General features: G+C 63.5%; 18 protein-coding genes. 7 read left to right on the top strand and 11 right to left on the bottom strand.

Features of this window, described 5'->3' with window-relative positions:
- Positions 1-35 precede the first annotated feature (35 nt).
- From AC4BCN_RS05105 to rsmB, 8 genes are all read right to left on the bottom strand, one after another.
- Entirely contained in the window at positions 36-1,316 is a 1,281-nt protein-coding gene (locus AC4BCN_RS05105; RefSeq protein WP_035824533.1) for an EAL and HDOD domain-containing protein, read from the bottom strand.
- A gap of 137 nt (positions 1,317-1,453) precedes the next feature.
- The gene (locus AC4BCN_RS05100) at positions 1,454-2,233 is read right to left on the bottom strand and encodes a class II glutamine amidotransferase (RefSeq protein WP_490492717.1); all 780 of its coding nucleotides are present in this window, start codon (positions 2,231-2,233) and stop codon (positions 1,454-1,456) included.
- 77 nt (positions 2,234-2,310) lie between these two features.
- Positions 2,311-2,568, bottom strand: a complete 258-nt coding sequence (locus AC4BCN_RS05095; RefSeq protein ID WP_034749313.1) for a BTH_I0359 family protein — start codon at positions 2,566-2,568, stop codon at positions 2,311-2,313.
- A 150-nt stretch (positions 2,569-2,718) separates the two neighbouring features.
- On the bottom strand, positions 2,719-3,126 hold the full coding sequence (locus AC4BCN_RS05090; protein WP_490492716.1) for a GTPase: 408 nt from the start codon (positions 3,124-3,126) through the stop codon (positions 2,719-2,721).
- Positions 3,123-3,842: a response regulator gene (locus tag AC4BCN_RS05085; protein WP_128141245.1), complete on the bottom strand. Its 720-nt coding sequence runs from the start codon at positions 3,840-3,842 to the stop codon at positions 3,123-3,125. Before AC4BCN_RS05085 ends, AC4BCN_RS05090 begins: the two co-directional genes overlap by 4 nt.
- A 98-nt stretch (positions 3,843-3,940) precedes the next feature.
- Complete coding sequence (locus AC4BCN_RS05080; RefSeq protein WP_139091761.1) at positions 3,941-6,238, bottom strand: sensor histidine kinase; 2,298 nt, start codon at positions 6,236-6,238, stop codon at positions 3,941-3,943.
- Positions 6,238-6,744 (bottom strand): DUF4390 domain-containing protein, encoded by a 507-nt coding sequence (locus AC4BCN_RS05075; RefSeq protein WP_230537298.1) that lies wholly within the window; start codon positions 6,742-6,744, stop codon positions 6,238-6,240. Before AC4BCN_RS05075 ends, AC4BCN_RS05080 begins: the two co-directional genes overlap by 1 nt.
- A 97-nt stretch (positions 6,745-6,841) precedes the next feature.
- Entirely contained in the window at positions 6,842-8,263 is a 1,422-nt protein-coding gene (rsmB, locus tag AC4BCN_RS05070) for a 16S rRNA (cytosine(967)-C(5))-methyltransferase RsmB (RefSeq protein ID WP_058050252.1), read from the bottom strand.
- Positions 8,264-8,639: 376 nt separating this feature from the next.
- On the opposite strand from rsmB, the gene argS reads away from it, so the two are divergent.
- The 7 genes from argS to AC4BCN_RS05035 are packed head-to-tail and all read left to right on the top strand — an operon-like array spanning position 8,640 to position 14,808.
- Positions 8,640-10,349, top strand: coding sequence for an arginine--tRNA ligase (argS, locus tag AC4BCN_RS05065; protein WP_230518362.1), 1,710 nt, complete (start codon positions 8,640-8,642; stop codon positions 10,347-10,349).
- 20 nt (positions 10,350-10,369) lie between these two features.
- Positions 10,370-11,071 (top strand): SPOR domain-containing protein, encoded by a 702-nt coding sequence (locus AC4BCN_RS05060; RefSeq protein ID WP_490492715.1) that lies wholly within the window; start codon positions 10,370-10,372, stop codon positions 11,069-11,071.
- Positions 11,072-11,080: 9 nt separating this feature from the next.
- On the top strand, positions 11,081-11,752 hold the full coding sequence (locus AC4BCN_RS05055) for a thiol:disulfide interchange protein DsbA/DsbL (RefSeq protein ID WP_034749335.1): 672 nt from the start codon (positions 11,081-11,083) through the stop codon (positions 11,750-11,752).
- A gap of 37 nt (positions 11,753-11,789) precedes the next feature.
- The gene (locus tag AC4BCN_RS05050) at positions 11,790-12,551 is read left to right on the top strand and encodes an SDR family oxidoreductase (RefSeq protein WP_485883400.1); all 762 of its coding nucleotides are present in this window, start codon (positions 11,790-11,792) and stop codon (positions 12,549-12,551) included.
- Positions 12,552-12,561: 10 nt separating this feature from the next.
- The gene (locus AC4BCN_RS05045) at positions 12,562-13,356 is read left to right on the top strand and encodes a biotin--[acetyl-CoA-carboxylase] ligase (RefSeq protein ID WP_490492714.1); all 795 of its coding nucleotides are present in this window, start codon (positions 12,562-12,564) and stop codon (positions 13,354-13,356) included.
- Between the two features lie 4 nt (positions 13,357-13,360).
- The gene (locus tag AC4BCN_RS05040) at positions 13,361-14,119 is read left to right on the top strand and encodes a type III pantothenate kinase (protein WP_490492713.1); all 759 of its coding nucleotides are present in this window, start codon (positions 13,361-13,363) and stop codon (positions 14,117-14,119) included.
- Positions 14,113-14,808: an SPOR domain-containing protein gene (locus AC4BCN_RS05035; protein WP_490492712.1), complete on the top strand. Its 696-nt coding sequence runs from the start codon at positions 14,113-14,115 to the stop codon at positions 14,806-14,808. The genes AC4BCN_RS05040 and AC4BCN_RS05035 overlap by 7 nt, the downstream gene beginning before the upstream one ends.
- 52 nt (positions 14,809-14,860) lie before the next feature.
- Here AC4BCN_RS05035 and AC4BCN_RS05030 read toward each other — a convergent pair whose 3' ends face one another.
- The 3 genes from AC4BCN_RS05030 to mrdA are packed head-to-tail and all read right to left on the bottom strand — an operon-like array spanning position 14,861 to position 19,004.
- Positions 14,861-15,913 carry a septal ring lytic transglycosylase RlpA family protein gene (locus tag AC4BCN_RS05030; protein ID WP_490492711.1) on the bottom strand — a complete coding sequence of 351 codons (1,053 nt, stop codon included), beginning with the start codon at positions 15,911-15,913 and terminating at the stop codon, positions 14,861-14,863.
- The gene (gene rodA, locus AC4BCN_RS05025) at positions 15,913-17,028 is read right to left on the bottom strand and encodes a rod shape-determining protein RodA (protein WP_034749348.1); all 1,116 of its coding nucleotides are present in this window, start codon (positions 17,026-17,028) and stop codon (positions 15,913-15,915) included. The genes AC4BCN_RS05030 and rodA overlap by 1 nt, the downstream gene beginning before the upstream one ends.
- Before the next feature lie 8 nt (positions 17,029-17,036).
- Positions 17,037-19,004 (bottom strand): penicillin-binding protein 2, encoded by a 1,968-nt coding sequence (gene mrdA, locus AC4BCN_RS05020; RefSeq protein ID WP_230518369.1) that lies wholly within the window; start codon positions 19,002-19,004, stop codon positions 17,037-17,039.
- Between the last annotated feature and the right edge of the window lie 9 nt (positions 19,005-19,013).

Below are 19,013 nucleotides of genomic sequence, written 5' to 3'. Positions count from 1 at the left end.
GTTGTCGGATTACGGCCCGTTGGGCCTAATCCGACCTACAGCGCATACCTTACAACGTTATCGCTCCATTCGTAGGCGGCCATTTCCAGCTCCACCAGATCGTCCGGCGACATGGCCAGGTCGCGCAAGGTCGGTACGATCTCGCCTTCCATGTCTTCGATGCGCTCGATGCATTCGGCCAGGCGCAGCAGGTCGCCGTAGAAACCTTCGCGCGACAGCAGGGCTTCAGCCACTTCGTCGATCACTTCGATCTGGCTGAGGATTTCCGACATCGGCACGCCGAACAGGGTATCCATCAAGGACATGATGCCGACCGTAAAGGCGATATCGGCCGAGTGGGCGTGGTTCGGGCGCAGCTTATGCGCGAGCAATTCGAGCAAACGGCCGCGCGTGGTAGCCAGCATCAGCAGCGGCGTCATGCTATGGCCGCGCTTGCTTGGCTCCGCGTACAGCATGATTTGCAGCCAGCGCTGCAGCTGGCGGCGACCCAGCACGGTCACGGCCTGGCTCAGCGAATCGATGCGCTGGCGCGCGCCCACGGCCGGTGTATTGACCAGGCGCAGCAGGTTCAGGGCCAGGGATACGTCGCGCTTGATGGCGCGCTCGATATCCATGTTGTCGGCGTCCGACGTCACCAGGGTCATCAGTTCCATGACGGCCAGTTGCGACGGCGACAGCTTCTTGCCCGTCATTATGGCGGGCTTGGCAAAGTAATAACCCTGGAAGTAATCGAAGCCCAGATCCAGGCCCGACTTGAATTCTTCGCGCGTCTCGACCTTTTCCGCCACCAGTTTCTTGTTTTCCTGCTTGAAACGGGGCGCCAGCGCTGCCAGCACTTTCGGGTCGACCGTGCTCATGTCCATCTTGACGTATTGCACCAGCGGCAGCAGTTCCTGCACTTGCGCCGTATCGGAGACGACGTTTTCCAGCGCGAAAGTGAAGCCATGGCCCACCAGTTCGCTGATGCGCGCGCGCACTTCCGGCGTGACGGGCATCGATTCAACGATTTCCAGCACGACTTTTTCACGCGGCAGGAAGACGAAGATGTCGCTCATGATCACGTCGGCATCGACGTTGACGAAACCGAGCGCGTCGCCAATGACCTTTTCCATGCCCAGTTGGGAGGCGTGGGCGATGACGGACGCCGTGGCGGACAGGTCGCTGGTAATGTTGGCGGGGCCGACCGGAGCGTTGCGGAATAGCAACTCATAGCCGAACAGGGCCTGGTTGCGGTCGAGGATAGGTTGTCGACCCAGATAGAACTCGCGCACGCGCAAGGGTTTCGGGGTGATGTCGTTGCTGGAAATATCGATCATTAACTCTTCATCAATCACGTCGAGTGACACCGGCCGCGCCGCGCCCGCATCAAGGTTCACTATTGACAATACTTTAGCTGAATTCCGCCCGCGCTGTGGGTATTTTGGCAGCAATCCAGCGTATTGTCGTCAACAAATTAGGCCACTGGCATGTCTTGCACCATCCCGTCGACAAATAATTTCAATTCGCCGGGCGCAAACGCCGTCCATTGTTCATTCGTCGTCAGCGGCTGGGTAACGATCACGGCCACTCTGTCCTGGGGCGTCGTCACCTGGGAAAAGTCCACGCTCAGGTCTTCATCGGAGAGTTTAGCAGTTGGGAACGGATGTTGTCGCACCAGATAGTGCAAGCTGGTCGAGCAATGGGCAAACAGCGCCTCGCCGCTCGACAGCATCATGTTGAACGTGCCGTGGGCCGCGATGCCGGGCAACAACTGCGCCAGGGCGGCATGCAGTTGCGGCAAGGCCGGCGGGGCATCGCCAAAACGTACGTGCAATTCCTGCAGCAGGTAGCAGAAAGCCCGTTCGCTGTCGGTGCAGCCGACGGGACGGTAACTGCCCGTCAGCACGGGGTTGAAATCCTTCAAATCGCCATTGTGGGCAAAGACCCAGTAGCGGCCCCACAGTTCGCGCACGAAGGGGTGGCAGTTTTCCAGCGCCACCTGGCCTTGCGTGGCCTTGCGGATATGCGCGATGACATTGCGCGACTTGATTGGGTAGCGTTTGATCAGTTCGGCCACGGGCGAGGCGATGGCTGCCTGGTGGTCGACGAAATGGCGCACGCCGGCGCCCTCGAAAAAGGCGATGCCCCAGCCGTCATGGTGGGTATCGGTGTGGCCGCCGCGCATGGCGAAGCCGGTAAAACTAAAGACAATGTCCGTGGGGACATTGCAATTCATTCCGAGAAGTTGGCACATGGTCTGTTTGCAGCTGGATAACACGGCCACCATACCACGCCGCCTGGCGGATTGGTATGGCGGCGATGGCCATCACATCAGTGCAACAGGACGGGCTGGCTCATGAGGGAATCGTAGCTGCCCAAGAATTCATCGATCTCTTCCATGCTTGGTTCGCTGGCGATCAATTCCGTAACGTCGCGGCGGAAGTTTTGCGCAAGGATGCCGGCGATAAACGTTTCCCGCTTGCCCCCCTTGTCGACGATTTCATAGCCGCCAAAGCGCAGGGCTTCCAGGTCGCCATCGACGCCGAATTCCACGACGCTATATTGTTCGCTGTTATAGATCAGGTTCATTTTGCATCCTTCGCTCAAGCAAGAGAAACTCTTGCGGTTTCAGGACAGAGGTGGGGTTCCCACGCCGCCATTTCAAGCGGCAATGCCACCCTGCGGGCTACAGAGTTGTAACGAGATGCAAACTGCGACTGCGGTAAGACGATCAGGAAGCTACGTTGAGGAAACAATCAAGTCCGGTTCCAGCGCCAGCAGGACATCGCAGGGACTGGCGGTCAGCCAGGTGCGCAGCTGTTCGATATGCGAGGCGTCGGCCAGGCTGATGAACAGGCGCGCGGGTGGATGGCGCAGCAGACGATTTAATGTTACACGCAATACGAGATTGCCGCTGCAGCACAGGCAACCGGGCGCGATGCGCAACAGTTGCAATGGAAACGATGAGGAAGGGGAAATTTCTTCAGCCAGGTCGGCCAGGATGGCGTTGCCGTCGGCGAGACCCTCAAGGATCACGGCGGTCGCGTGGCCAGGCTGCAAGGCTTGCGCGATGGCCGCTTCGCGCTCGGCGGCGCGACCACCGCTGACCAGGGTCAGCGGCGTCGGACGCCGTACGACTGACGTCACAGGCCTTTCTTGGCCAGCTTGCCCGGTTCGACGCCAAGCTGTTTCAGCTTGCGGTACAAATGGGTGCGTTCCAGGCCCGTTTTTTCCGCCACGCGGGTCATGCTGCCGCCTTCGCGGCCCAGGTGGTGTTCGAAATACATGCGCTCGAACGCATCGCGCGCCTCGCGCAGCGGCAAGTCAAACGACAGGTTGTAGCCATGGCCTTCGGCCACCGCCGGTACGGCGATGCCTGGGCGCACCATCAGCTGTTGCGGCGCGCTGCCGGCAAAGCTGGGCACGGGATGGCTGCTTTCCTCTGCCACCACGGGCGCCACGGGACGCGGCGCCACGCTCGGCGCGCGCACGGTTTCCTGGGCTCGCGTCAAGCCTTGCTGGACCGCCTTCAGCAGTTTTTGCAGGGCAATCGGTTTTTCCAGGAAGTTCATGGCGCCGATGCGCGTCGCCTCGACCGCCGTATCGATGGTGGCGTGGCCCGACATCATGATCACCGGCATGGTCAGCAAGCCATCGCGCTGCCACTCCTTGAGCAGGGTGACGCCATCGGTGTCGGGCATCCAGATATCCAGCAATACCAGATCCGGCGCACCGGCGGCACGCGCTTCGCGCGCCTGCTGCGCATTTTCGGCCAGCTGGATAGCATGTCCTTCGTCGCCCAAAATTTCCGAGAGCAACTCACGGATACCCATTTCATCATCCACTACGAGTATGTTTGCCATTCGTGTCTTGCCTTCCTCATTTCGCCGGCCGTCGCGCACAAGATGCACGCGGCGGACAACTATGATTTTATTAGTGTTTTAAATACTAAACCAGACCCTCACGCCAGGAATTCCTGGGCAGGAGTGTCGGGAGCTAACTTTAACAGCAAAATGACCACCGAAGCGCCATTGCCGTCGACCCGGTTCTCGATATCGATGCGTCCGCCGTGTTCATCGATAATTTTCTTTACCATCGCCAGGCCCAATCCCGTGCCGCGGGCCTTCGAGGTCACATACGGCTCGAACGCGCGCGCCAGGATTTTTGGTGCAAAACCAGGACCATTGTCCGTGATGGCCAGCCGCACGGCGATATTCACGCCGCCGTCCGCACTGCGATAATGGATTGCTTCCGTCCTTACGTCAATCCGCGGATGCGGCGAGTCCGGCGGCAGGTCGGCCATGGCGTCCTGCGCGTTCTGCAGCAGGTTGTGAATCACCTGGCGCAACTGGGTCGGATCACCCATCACCATCGGCAGATTCGGCGCCAGCAGCGGGTGGATGATGTCGCCATCGTCGCCGCGCAGGTACAAGTTCAGTATCTCTTCGATCAGCTCGTTCAGGCGCAGCGGCACGAGCACGGCCGGCGGCGTGCGCGCATAGTCGCGGAAGTCGTCGACCATGCGCTTCATCGCATCGACCTGCTTGACGATGGTGGTGGTGGCGCGGCTGAGCAGGTCTGCATCGGGCTGCTCCAGCTTGCCTTCGAGCTTCATCTGCAGGCGCTCGGCCGACAGCTGGATGGGCGTAAGCGGATTCTTGATTTCATGCGCGAGGCGGCGCGCCACCTCGCCCCAGGCGATCGAGCGCTGCGCGGAAATGACGTCGGAAATATCATCGAACACGACGATGTAGCCGCTGCCGGACTCCAGCGGCAGGCGCGAGCCGCGCGCCAGCAGGGTGATGTCATGCTCGTCGGCACTGCTGCCCAGGCGGCGCGGAATCTCGATCTGCCGCTGCCAGTGCAGGCGCTGCTGGTTGCGGCCCGACGCCGATTGCGCGCTTTGCGCCGTGAAGGCGCTGATGATGGCGCCGCCAAACTCTTCCATTCCAGCAATATGCGCCAGCGGCTGGCCCACCATGCTCGTGCCCGAATGCTGGAGGATGCGCTCGACCGACTCGTTGCAAGTCACCAGCTTGAAGTCGCCGTCGAGCACCATCACGCCGGCCGACATGTTCGCCAGCACCGATTCCAGGTGGGCCTTGGCGTTTTGCAGCGCGGCGCGGTTGCTTTCCACTGCCGTGCGCGCATCGAGCAACTGGCGCGTCATGATGTTGAACGACTGCGTCAGGGTGCCCAGTTCATCCTTGGTGGCGACGATGGGACGCGGCGACAGGTCGCCCTCGGCCACGGCGCGCGTGCCTTCAGCCAGCAGCAGCAGGGGCTGAGCCAAATTGCCCGCGATCAGGAAAGCGCTGCCGATGGCGCCAAAGATGGCCAGCAGCAAGGTCAAAGTGAGGATTTCCATGTACATCTTGCGCAGACCCACGCGCGCGACGAAACGTTCCTTGTATTCGCTGTAGGCGGCGCGCAGCACTTCGCCATTCGTCGCCAGCTTGGGTGGCACGGCCTGCAGCAGTTGCAGGTAGCGGGGCGAGACGGACGGCCCCGGCACGGCTACCAGCACGCGCAGGCGCAGGCTGGCCGCCGTTTCCAGCGACGCTGGCAGGCCCGAGCGGAAACCGCCACCGCCCGACTCCGTGCCATCGTCGTGCAACTCCAGCCCCCCTTCGGCCGAGGCATAGCCGGCCGGCGAGGCCGCCTGCACCAGCATGGCCGGCGTCGGCAAGTCGGCCGCGCTGTGCGGCCCGGCGCTGGCCAGCAGCACGCCGTCGCCGCTGACGAGCATGGCATTTTGCATGCCCTCTTCGCGCAGCAGGCTGGTCAGCACGGCCGGGCCGGCCACCGGGTCGGCGCCCATTTCTTCGACCGCCTTGTGGCCCCGGTGGTCGAGCTCGACCAAGGCCGCATCGAGGCCGGCACGGCCCAGCTCAATCCCCGATTCCAGCGCCGCTTCGATCTTGACGTTGAACCAGGATTCGATGGAATGGGAGACGAATTGCACGGAGACAAGGAAAATCACGAGACCCGGCAGGATGCCGACGGCGGCGAACAGCATCACCAGGCGCGTCATCAGCTTGGAGCCGAACTTGCCGCTCTTGTAGCGCGCGTACAGGCGGGCCAGGGAAATGCCCACCAGCGCCAGCAGGGACACGGCGACGGCCGCGTTCAGGCCCAGCAGCCAGGTGTAGTAACGGTCGAAAAAGCCGGAATTGTCCGAAGCCGACGCCAGCAGGAACAGCAGGATACTGACAATGCCGCCGCCCACCACCAGCAGATAGCGCAATGCTTGACTCACTACTCCGCCGTATACAAGAAGGTTTTTTTATTCGAAGCCAGGCGCCAGTCGCTGTTATTGAAGGCATTGACCTGTATCGGCTTGGGCAGGTAATCGCGGTCCATGCCCATGCGCAAGGTGACGTTATACGTCTGCCCCACCTTCAGCGCGCCGCGCGGCGCCACCAGCCAGCGGCTGGGGCGGCGGATCAGGAACAGCGCATCGTCGAGCGTGGGAAAGCTTTGCTGCAAGCCGCCGCCCGACACATGATACTGGCGCGTGAGCACGTTGTACGACAGCCGGCTGGTCTGGCGCGCGACGATGGCCTTTTCATCGAACCAGTACCAGCGGGGCCGGGTCAGTTCGATTTCCGTCGTGAAAAACAGGGGCACGCCATGCTGGACGGCATCATCGAGGTCGTGATTGAGCTCGAAGGAATACGTGGCGGCCAGCTTGTAGCCCTCTTCGCTAGCCTCGATGTAGGCACGGGTGATCTCGACCATATCGGCGGCATGCGCGCGTGGCATGGTACATGCCAGCATCAGCAGCAGGGCCAGGAGTCGGAAGAGTCGTGTTGTCACAGGTGTGCCGGTGTAGTCCGTAGGATAAGGTTCGACGAATCGCTCAAGCCGCATTTTTTTGGAATAGCGCATAGAACAAACCGTCGTGGTCCTGCTCCGCGCTGCCGGTCGGCAACAGCTGGCCAGGCGCTGTCAATCGGGTCGCATTATTGCGCACCGCAAATGCCGCCGCCTGTGCCTCGGACTCCTGCGGCCACAATGAACATGTCACGAACAGCAATTTACCATCGGGGCGCAGCATCTGCCACAGGTTGTCCAGAATTTTGGATGAAAGTGTTGCAAGTTGGAACGCGTCGCCCTTGCGGCGCAACCAGCGGATATCGGGATGGCGGCGCACGATGCCCGAGGCCGTGCACGGCACGTCGGCCAGGATGCGGTCGTACTGCTGGCCGTCCCACCACGCGCTCGATTGCGCATCCTGCGCCTTCAGGGTGGCGTCCAGGCCCAGGCGCTCGAGATTTTCCGCGATGCGCGGCAGGCGCTTGGCGTCCGCGTCGATGGCGGTCACTTGCACGTCGGCCAGTTCCAGGATGTGGCAGGTCTTGCCGCCCGGCGCCGCGCAAGCATCGAGCACGCGCATGCCGTCCTGCAAGTCCAGCAGCGGTGCGGCCAGTTGCGCGCCTGCATCCTGCACGGAAACGACGCCCTGCTCGAAACCGGGAATCAAGGCCACGCCGATCGGCTTGTCCAGGCGCACGGCGAACGGTCCCACCTGGCGCGCGGCGATGCCCGCTTCCTGCAGCACGGCCAGGTAGGCTTCGACCGTGCTCTTGCGGCGGTTCACGCGCAGGGTCAATGGCGGCACGGCATTGCCGGCCGTCAAAATGGCTTGCCAGTCGCGCGGATAGGCCAGGCGCAGCGAGTCGATCCACCACTGCGGATAATTCCATTGCGCCAACGGTTGCTGCAGGGCCGCTTCCAGCAAGGATTTGCGCTCGCGCAAGAAACGGCGCAAGACGGCGTTGACCATGCCCTTGGCGTGCGCCAGGTCAGGGTGCGAGGTGGCCACCGTGACGGCCTGGTCGACCACCGTGAATTCCTCATACGGCTGCTCGCCTGGCTCGGCCGACATCAAGGACAGCGCGCAGCACAGCAAGGCCGCGAGCATCGGCGGCTCGGGCGCCTTCGATGTCATCAGGCCGACGAGAGTTTCGCTGCGGCCCAGCTGGCGCATGGTACGGTAGGAAATATCCTGGATGGCGCCGCGCGCCTGCGGGCTGGCGTTCGATTGCGTAAACACCTTGGCCAGCGCCTGCGGCAGGGCCGTGCCCGTGCGCACTTGCGCTACGGCATTGGCGGCGCCTAGCAGGCAAAACGCCAGCGAGTCGGCGCGCAAATCGGGTTGGAAGCCTGGCTGCAAGACCGGTTTCAGGTCGGGATGATAGCTGGGACGCAATTTCGGTGCGGCAGGAGCCTGGCCTGGCGCCGGCTTGGTTTTCAATTTCAGCGTGGGGCGCTTGTTCATAGTTATCCGGTGTGGCTGCGCGCGGCGGGCTGCATGGAGGCAAAGTCGCGGCCGCGCGTCATCAATAAAGGGTCGATTGTAGCGTTTGTGGCGCCCTCTGGCCCAAGCGATTGCAGCGATACATGTAAATTGCGGCAAAAAACTGCATATATACAAGCAGAATGCGCCATGCTGATGTTTTCGCGCACCAACATGGGCATGCTGTCCTGATAATATCGTGAAACGCGCCAGCACGGGAACACTGCCGGCTGGCGTATTGTTCCCGGCAGCAAACCAGTATAATTAACGCAGTCTGGGCGGCTTGTGTACTTGCCGTCCGTTTTGCTATTTGATTCATTCTATTCATTCTTAACGCGGTTCCACCGCCATCCTGCTCATGCTCGCCCAACAGAAACAAGAAATCATCGCCCTGTTCCAGGCCGCCCTCGCTCCCGTCCTGGCCGGCACTACGCTTGAGCCTACCGTGGTGCTCGAGCGACCACGCGATGCATCGCATGGCGACGTCGCCTGCAATATCGCCATGCAACTGGCCAAGCAGCTGAAACAGAATCCCCGCGAACTGGCGCAAACCATCGTGACGGCCGTGCTGGCCAACCCGGCCGGCAAGGGTCTGGTCGAGGCAGTGGAAATCGCCGGTCCCGGCTTCATCAACGTGCGCGTGTCAAACGCCGCCAAGCAGGCCGTCGTGAAAACCATCTTGAGCGAAGCCGACAGCTATGGCCGCAGCACGGCAGGCGCCGGCAAGCAAGTCATCCTGGAATTCGTCTCGGCCAACCCGACCGGTCCGCTGCACGTGGGCCACGGCCGCCAGGCGGCCCTGGGCGACGCCCTGTCCTCGCTGTTCGACGCGCAAGGTTACCAAGTGACGCGCGAGTTCTACTATAACGACGCGGGCGTGCAGATCCAGACCCTGGCCAATTCCGTGCAGGCGCGCGCGCGCGGCTTCAAGCCCGGCGACGCCGAATGGCCCGAGTCCGCCTACAACGGCGACTACATCGCCGATATCGCCAACGACTTCAAGGCCGGCAAGACCGTCTCGGCCAGCGATGGCCAGCCTGCCACAGCCAATGGCAACGTGGAAGACATCGACTCGATCCGCCCGTTCGCCGTCACCTACCTGCGCAACGAGCAGGACATCGACTTGCAGGCGTTCGGCGTGAAGTTCGACAATTACTACCTGGAATCGTCGCTGTACGCGGACGGCAAGGTCAACAGCGCCGTCGAAACCCTGATCAAGGCCGGCCACACCTACGAGCAGGATGGCGCGCTGTGGCTGCGCACCACCGACTTCGGCGACGACAAGGACCGCGTGATGCGCAAGACGGACGGCACCTACACGTATTTTGTGCCGGACGTCGCGTATCACCTGGTGAAATGGCAGCGCGGCTTCGTGCAGGCCATCAATATCCAGGGCAGCGACCACCACGGCACCATCGCCCGCGTGCGCGCCGGCCTGCAAGCCGTCGACATGGGCATCCCGCAAGGCTACCCCGACTACGTGCTGCACAAGATGGTCACCGTCATGAAGGACGGCGAAGAGGTCAAGATCTCGAAGCGCGCCGGCTCCTACGTGACCGTGCGCGACCTGATCGAATGGTCGGGCGGCGGCGACATCGCCAAGGGCCGCGACGCCGTGCGCTTCTTCCTGATCTCGCGCAAGGCCGACACGGAATTCGTCTTCGACGTCGACGTGGCGCTGAAAACCACCGATGAAAACCCCGTCTATTACGTGCAGTACGCGCATGCGCGCATCTGCCGCATCCTGGAAAACTGGGGCGGCGATGAAAGCACGGTCGCCGGCGTTGATTTGTCCCCACTCACGGCGCCGACCGAAGCGACCCTGCTGGCGACCCTGGCCGCCTACCCGGAAATGCTGGCGCGCGCGCAAGCCGAACTGGGACCGCATCAAGTCGCCTTCTACCTGCGCGACCTGGCCGCCAACCTGCACAGCTTCTACTTCGCCGAAAAAGTGCTGGTCGAGGACGAAGCCGTCAAGATGGCCCGCCTGGCTCTCGTCATCGCCGCGCGCCAGGTACTGCGCAACGGCCTGGCACTGATCGGCGTGTCCGCGCCAAACAAAATGTAATCGCGAAGGTCAAACCGTCAATGAATCATGTTTCCCGCTTCTCTTCGACCCGGCGCCAGCAGGGCAACACCCTGGTCGGCATCATCATCGGCCTGGTCATCGGCCTGGGCATCGCCGTCGTGGTCGCCCTGGTGATCACCAAGGGCGCCTCGCCGTTCACCGACAAGTCGGGCAAGGCCGGCAAATCGGCCGAACCGACGGCCGGCCAGATCGCCGACCCGAACAAGCCGATGTACGGCAACAAGGAAGCGGCCAAGGAAGCAGCGCGCGACTTCTCCAAGGAGCCACGCGAGATCGTCACGCCAACGCAGCCTGCCGCACCGGCGCCCGCGCCAGCGCAGCAGCCGAAAGCGCCGCCACCGGATGCGCTGCAGGAATTGATCGGTACGTTGAAAGACAAGCCGGCGCCGAAAACAGCGGCGGCAGCGCCAGCACCGCAAGCGAAAGCCGACGTGAAAGAAGCCAAGGCCGATGCAGCCAGCGACAAATGGATTTATTATCTGCAGGCCGGCGCCTTCCATGACATGTCGGACGCCGAAAGCACGCGCGGCAAACTGGCGCTGCTCGGCTTCGAAGCGGCCATCAGCGACCGCAGCACCGATGCCGGCGTGCTGCATCGCGTGCGCGTCGGGCCGTTCAACCAGCTCGAAGCGATGAACCGCGCGCGCACCAAACTGTCTGAAAACGGCATCGATGTCGCCGTCGTCCGCAACCAAAAATAAGGAACCAGCATGCGTTTTCTGAAGAACATCCTGATCGCCGCCGCACTGTGCACCGCCGCCATGGGTGCATCGGCCTCGCCGGCCGACCCAAAGAACGGCGTCGAATACGAAACCCTGCCCACGCCGCAGGCGACGGAATCGGGCAAGAAAATCGAAGTGACGGAATTCTTCGCCTATTACTGCCCGCATTGCAACGTGCTCGAGCCGCAATTGGCCGCCTGGGTCAAGAAACAGGGCGACAACATCGTCTTCAAACGCGTGCACGTGTCGCGCGATGAAAGCGTGGCGCCGCAGCAGCGGCTGTTCTTCACCCTGCAAGCCATGGGCCTGGTCGACAAGCTGCACACCAGCGTCTTCCACGCCATGCACGTGGAACGCAATCGCCTGAATACCGACGACGCCGTCTTCGACTTCGTCGCCAAGCAGGGCGTGGACCGCCAGAAGTTCATCGACACCTACCGCTCGATGGGCATCTCGGCCCGCGTGCGCCGTGCGGACGCCATGATGCAGGGCTATAACGTCACGTTCTGGCCCATGATCGCCATCGATGGCCGCTACATCACGTCGCCTTCGCAAGCCGATCAGGGCAGCAAGTCGGCCAAGAACGAAGAGCAGCTGAACGCCCAGGCGCTCACCGTGATGGACGTGCTGGTCGCGAAAGCCAAAGCGGAAAAGAAATAAGCATGGCCACTTCCCTGGCGCGCCCGGGCATCGCCTGATGCATCGCGTTTTCATCACGGGCGCGTCGAGCGGATTGGGCGCTGCCCTGGCGCTGCAGTACGCGCGCCAGGGTGCCCAATTGGGCTTGCTGGCCCGCCGCGGCGACACCCTGCAGCAACTGATCGCTTCCCTGCCCCACCCTGAACGCCACCGCGCCTACGCCGTCGATGTCTGCGACCACGCCGCCCTGAAAAGCGCGGCAGATGACTTCATCGCCCATGCCGGCGGCATCGACGTCGTTATCGCCAGCGCCGGCGTATCCTACGGCACCCTGAGCGAGCACGCGGAAGACCTCGACGCCTTCGCCCGCCTCATCGCCATCAACGTCACGGCCACCGTCGCCACCTTCGCGCCCTTCATCGCCGCCATGAAAAACCAGGGCAGCGGACGCCTGGTGGGTATCGGCAGCGTGGCCGGTATCCGCGGCCTGCCCGGCGCCGAAGCCTACAGCGCCTCGAAGGCGGCCGTCATCAGCTACTGCGAATCGCTGCGCCTGGAATTGAAACCGGCCGGCATCAAGGTCGTCACCATCACGCCCGGCTACATCGACACGCCGATGACGCGCCACAACGCCTACCGCATGCCCTTTTTGATGCCGGCCGAAAAATTCGCCGCACGCGCCGCGCGCGCCATCGCCGACGGCGACAGCTACCGCGTGATCCCGTGGCAGATGGGCGTCGTCGCCAAGCTGCTGCGCGCGCTGCCCAATGCCGTGTACGACCGGGCCTTCGCGAATGCGCCGCACAAGGCGCGCAACTGACCCTATCACCATGACGAAGCACTCAGACTTGAACAGCGCGGCCATCGCCGCCCATTGCGCCACGGGCGCCTCCCACGTGGCCATCGAAGTGGTCGACGAAACGGGATCGACCAACGCCGACCTGCTGGCGCGCTGCGCCACCCTGGCCGGCCCGACCCTGCGCATCGCCGGCCAGCAGACGGCCGGACGGGGGCGCGCCGGACGGCCGTGGGTGTCGCAGCCGGACGCCAGCCTGATGTTCTCGCTGGCCTGGCGCTTCAAGGGACCGCTGCATCAACTGGTGGGATTGCCGCTGGCCGTCGGCGTGGCGCTGGCCGAAACCATGTCCTCGCTGGGCGTGCCGGTGCAGCTGAAGTGGCCGAACGACATGCTCAAGGATGGCCATAAACTGGCCGGCATCCTCGTCGAAACGCAGCAGGCGCCCGACGGCGGCGTGTGGGCCGTCATCGGCTGCGGCGTCAATCTGCTGATGCCCGATGCGCTGGAACGGCAGATCGGCCGCAGCGTCTCGGCCGTGCCCTGGCTGGCGCAGATGGAACGCAATACCCTGGTGGCGGCGCTGCTCAGCCGCCTGGCCGGCGTGCTGGCAGAATTCGACGACACGGGCTTTGCGCCGTTTACGGAGCGCTGGAACCTGCTGCATGCCTGGCAGGGCCAGCACGTGAAAATCCTCGACAACGGCCAGCTGCTGCAGCAAGGCGTGGCGGCCGGCGTGGATCACCTGGGCCGGCTGCTGCTGCGCACCGATGGCGGCCTGCAGGAAGTCATGTCCGGCGACGTGTCCTTGCGCCTGCTGGGGGAGTAAGCACATGCTGCTGCTGATCGACGCTGGCAATACGCGCATCAAATGGGCACTCGTGGCCGCCGACAGTGCCGCCGGCGGCTGGCTGGCCAGCGGCGCCGTCGCGCATGCGCAGATCGACACCCTGGCCGCGCAATGGGCGCAACTGGCCATCCATGAGGCGCTGCTGTCGAACGTGGCGGGCGCCAATATCGGCACGCGCCTGCGCGCCATGCTGCCGGTCGTCGCCCGTGACTTTGTCTCGCTGCCGCAGCTGGCGGGATTGACGAACGGCTACCACGCGCCATCGCAGCTGGGCTGCGACCGCTTTGCCGCGGCCATCGGCGCGCAGGCGCTGGCGCCTGGCCTGCCCGTCATCGTCGCCAATTGCGGCACAGCCACCACCATCGACGCCATCACGGCCGATGGCGTTTTCCTCGGCGGGATGATCTTGCCGGGACTGGGACTGATGGCCAGCTCGCTGGCGCGCAACACGGCGCAGCTGCCGCAAATCGCCAGCGACGCCATGCTGCCGGCCGGCTTTGCCGACAACACGGACGACGCCATCCTCTCCGGCTGCCTGGCCGCCCAGGCGGGCGCCATCGAACGGGCCGTGCGTATGCACGGCGCCAGCGCCTGCCTGCTGTCGGGCGGCGCCGCACCGCGCATCGCACCGGCCCTGGCGCTGGCGGTGCCGCTGCGCCTGGTCGATAATATCGTCATGATCGGCCTGCAGGCGGCCGCGCGCGCCGGGGCCGCAGGAACACAAGGAAACCACGTATGCTGAAATTCGTCTTCTGGCTGCTGGCCGGCGTCAACCTGCTGGTGCTGGCCATCGGCCAGGGTTATCTGGGCAGTTTTCGCACCGAGACGCGCGAACCGGCGCGCCTGAAAAACCAGCTGCAGGCGGGCAAGCTCACCTTGCTGACGCAGGAGCAGGCCACGGCGCCCGCCGCGCCACCAGCAGCCGACAGCGCGGCACCGGCAGCGGCCGCACCAGCGGCGCCGCCATCGTATGCGTGCACGGAAGTGGGCAATTTCCTGCTGGCCGACGGCCGCCGCTTCGAAGCGCAATTGGCGGCGCTGGACCTGGGCGACCGCCAGTCGCGCCGCAACGTGGCCGGCCAGGACATTTCCAGCTACATGGTGTATATCCCGCCGCAGGGCAGCAAGGAAGGCGCCGACCGCAAGGCCGGCGAATTGAAACAGCTGGGCGTGACGAATTACTTCATCATGAACGAAAGCAGCCCGCTGCGCTGGGGCATTTCACTGGGCGTGTTCAAGTCGGAAACGAGCGCGCAAAGCCAGCTGGCAATGCTCAACAAACAGGGCGTGCACAGCGCCCGCATCGCGCCGCGCTACAGCGCCAGCAAGCAATTCGCTTACCAGTTCCGCGACCTCGACGCGGCCACACGCGCGCGGCTGGAGAAAATCAAGGCGCAGTTCCCGGAGCAGGAACTGCGCTCCTGTAAATGACTGCTGACAATCGCGTCGGATTACGGCGCCTTGCGCCTAATCCGACCTACGTTCACCTCTCAATGACGATCGGTTTGACACCCGCCGACGCCGGCAGGCTGGCCGCCGCGCGCGCCGCATCGGTGCGGCTCGTGAACGGTCCGCCGTACAAGCGGAACAACGGGCCGGCCGGCACCACATCGAGATTGCCCAGCGTTTGCGCATACGGCGCCAGTTGCGCACGGCCCGCTTCCGCATTGTCCGCGCGCGAATAGGCGCCCAGCTGCAGGTAGAAGCCGGTGGCCAGCGCCGCTGGCGCGGGCGCGGCCACGGTGGCATCGACCGCTGACAGCGCGGTGATTTCAGGCTGCACCACAGCGCCCATTTCCGTTTCGCTGACGGCCGGCGTATCGATGGAAATGGCCACCACCGACGGCACCGGCTTCGGTGCCGCGCGAGCCGCCAGGATGGCGTCGATGTCGGCCGGCAGCAGGCGTTCGACGACCACCTGGTGGCTGCCCTTGCCCAGGAAGCCCAGTTTCAGCGCCGCCGTATAGGACACGTCGATGACGCGCGTGGCGTGGAACGGGCCGCGGTCGTTGATGCGCACGATCACCTGCTGGCCGCTGTCGATGCTCGTCACGCGCGCATACGATGGAATCGGCAAGGTCGGGTGGGCCGCCGTCATCTTGTACATATCGTAGATTTCGCCCGACGAGGTGCGCTGGCCATGGAACTTCTTGCCATACCAGGTGCCCGTGCCCTTCTGCTTGAACGGTTCGTTGTCGGTGATCGGCGTGTAGGTCTTGCCGAAGACGACATACGGGCGGTTCGAGCGCGTCGAATACGGCTCGTTGCGCACTTCCGCATCGGGTACGTCGCGCAGGTTGGCCGGCGGATTGTCGCCCGGACCGTCATCCTTGTAGTAGCCGCCGCGCCCGGAGCCGGCCGCCGGCAATACCGGCAAGGTGGGATCCTGGCGCACGGGCACCTTGACCTTGCCGCCGGACGGCAGCGGCACGTTATTCGATGCGGGCTTTTGCGGCGTCGTGCCGCAGGCGGCCAGGGTCAGCAAGACCGCCAGGCTCAATCCGCGCATGGCGAAGGTGTCGAAAGGCGCCCGCATCAGGTCTGCACCAGCTTGCGGTGGCGCTGAATACTCATCAGGATACCGGTGGCCACGCCCAGGGTCAGCAGCGCGGTGCCGCCATAGCTGAGGAATGGGAGGGGGACGCCGACCACCGGCACGATGCCGCTGACCATGCCCATGTTTACAAAGGCGTACGTAAAGAAAATCATAGTTATCGCTCCTGCCAGCAGGCGAGTGAAAAAACTGGGGGCGTTGGCGGCGATCATCATCCCCCGTCCCACCAGCAGCAAATACATCAGCATCAGGATCAAGTTACCGACCAGGCCGAATTCTTCGGAATATACGGCAAAAATAAAATCGGTCGTGCGCTCCGGAACGAATTCCAGGTGGGCCTGCGTGCCGTGCGTCCAACCCTTGCCCGTCATGCCGCCGGAACCGATGGCGATGATGGACTGGATGATATGGAAGCCCTTGCCCAGCGGGTCCTTGGTCGGGTCGATCAGCATCATCACGCGGTCGCGCTGGTAATCATGCAGGTGCGACCAGGCGATCGGCAGGCAGGACACAAAGGTGATCAGCAAGCCGGCCAGCACCTTCCACGACAGGCCGGCCAGGAAGATGACGGTAAAGCCGGCCGCCACCACCAGCAGCGCCGTGCCCAGGTCGGGCTGGCGCGCGATCAGGTACACGGGCACCAGCAACAGCACGGCCGCCATCAGGAACGACTTCCAGCGCAGGGCGCCCGCATTATGCTGGAAGAACCAGGCCAGCATCAGCGGCGTGGCGATCTTCAGGAATTCGGACGGCTGGATATCGATCACGCCGATATGCAGCCAGCGCCGCGCACCGAGCTTGATGGTGCCGAACAGCGCCACGGCCACCAGCAGGATCACCGATACCGTGTACACGGGCACGGCGATGCGCATCATCATCTGCGGCGTGACATTGGCCGCCACCCACATGACGAAAAAGCACAGCAGGATGTTGCGCAGGTGATCCTCGATCTTGCCGGGGATGCCGATGCTGGCCGAATACAGGGTCAGCAAGCTGGTACTGAGCAGCATCAGGATGATGATCATCAGCGGCGGATCGAACACCGCCAGGTAGGGTTTGGCGCGCCGCCACAGCGAGCGCCTCTCGTTAATGGGCATGTGCTTCCTTATTGCCTGGCAGGTGCCGGGGCGGCCTGCTCGTCCGTGATTTCTTCCAGGGTGCGCACTTCGTCGACATCTTCCTTGGGCACCTTGGTGGTGTCCCTTTCCTTGTCGCTCGGGCGCTTGCCCAGCAGGTAGTAGTCGAGCGCCTTGCGCGCGATCGGCGCGGCCACGCCGGCGCCGAAGCCCGCGTTTTCCACCACGATGGCGATCGCGATACGCGGCTTGTCGGCCGGCGCGAAGGCCGTAAACAGGGCGTTGTCGCGCAGGCGCTCGGCCAGTAGCTTGGCATTGTACTTCTCGTTTTTCTTGATGCCCACCACCTGCGCCGTACCCGTCTTGCCGCCCACCGTGTACTGCACGCCGGTGAAGATGCGCGCGGCCGTGCCGCCCTGCTCGCTCGTCACGCCCACCATGGCGCGCTTGATGGTGTCGATGTTTTCCTGCTTGAGCGGAATGCGGTAGCTTTCCTTGGGCACCGTCAATGTACGCGCACGCGTGGCCGCGTCTTCGATGATCTTCACCAGATGCGGCTTCATCACCACGCCGTTGTTGGCCAGGTTGGCCGTCGCGTGGGCGATCTGCAGCGGCGTGTAGGAATTGTAGCCAGAGCCGTTACTCACCGAGATCGTGTCGCCGCCCACCCATTTTTTCTGCTGCGGCGTCTTGAAGCGGTTGCGCTTCCATTCCGTCGACGGCAGCACGCCCGTCTTTTCGTTATTCAGGTCGATGCCCGTCAGCTGGCCGAAGCCGAACGGCTTCATGAAGTCGTGAATGGCGTCGATGCCCATGTCGCGGCCCAGCTGATAATAATAGGTGTTGCACGAGACGACGATGGACTTGTGCATGTCCACCGTGCCATGGCCGCCCACCTTGTCGTCGCGGAAGGTGTGGCCGCCGAGGATGAAGAAACCGGGGTCGGAAATCGACTGGCTCGGCGTGCGCTTGCCCAGTTCCAGTGCGGCCAGCGCCATGAAGGGCTTGAAAGTCGAGCCGGGCGCGTAGGTGCCGGACAGGGGACGGTTGACCATCGGCCGGTCCAGCGAGGTATTGAGTTCATTCCAGCTTTGCTGGTCGATGCCGTCGACGAACAGATTCGGGTCGTAGCCAGGCTTGGACACGTAGGCGAGGATGTCGCCCGTGGCCGGGTCGATGGCCACGGCCGCGCCGCGCCATTCGCCGAACGCTTCCTCGACCACTTTTTGCAGTTCGATGTCGATCGACAGGATCAGGTTGTTGCCGGGGGTGGCCGCCGTGCGCGACAAGGTGCGCATGGCACGCCCGCCGGCAGACACTTCCACTTCTTCGTAGCCGGTGGTGCCATGCAGCTGCTTTTCGTAGCTTTTTTCCAGGCCTTCCTTGCCGATATGGTCGGTGCCGTTGTAGTTGGCCGCGTCCTCGCCCTCTTCCAGCGCCTTGGATTCATTGCGGTTGATGCGGCCGATGAAGCCCACCACGTGCGAGGCCACTTCGCCCATCGGATACTGGCGGAACAATCGCGCCTGCACCTCGACGCCGGGGAAGCGGAAACGCTGCGCCGTGAAGCGCGCCACTTCCTCGTCCGTCAAACGCGTGCGCAGCGGCACGCTGACGAAGTTCTTCGATTCTTCCAGCAGCTTCTTGAAGCGGCGGCGATCCTTGATGTCGATCTGCACCAGAGTCGACAGCTCGTCGATCACGGAATCGAGGCTGGCGCTCAGTTTCGACGGCGTGATTTCCAGGGTGTAGGCCGAGTAATTGCGCGCCAGGACCACGCCGTTGCGGTCGAGGATCAGGCCGCGCGTGGGCACGATGGGCACCACGGCGATGCGGTTGTCTTCAGCCTTGGTCGCATAGTCCTCGTGCTTGATTACTTGCAGCCAGATGAAGCGCGCCAGCAGCAGCGAAAAGCAGACGAAGACGAGCGCGCCCAGGATGGTCAGGCGCATGCGGAAAAAATGCAGTTCGCGCTCGGTGTTCTTGAGTTCAGTCATGGCAGGCGC

This window comes from Janthinobacterium sp. Bl 1, assembly GCF_058215535.1.
The sequence above is the reverse complement of the archived record's forward strand: the minus strand, read 5'-3'. Positions and strand labels throughout refer to the sequence as shown.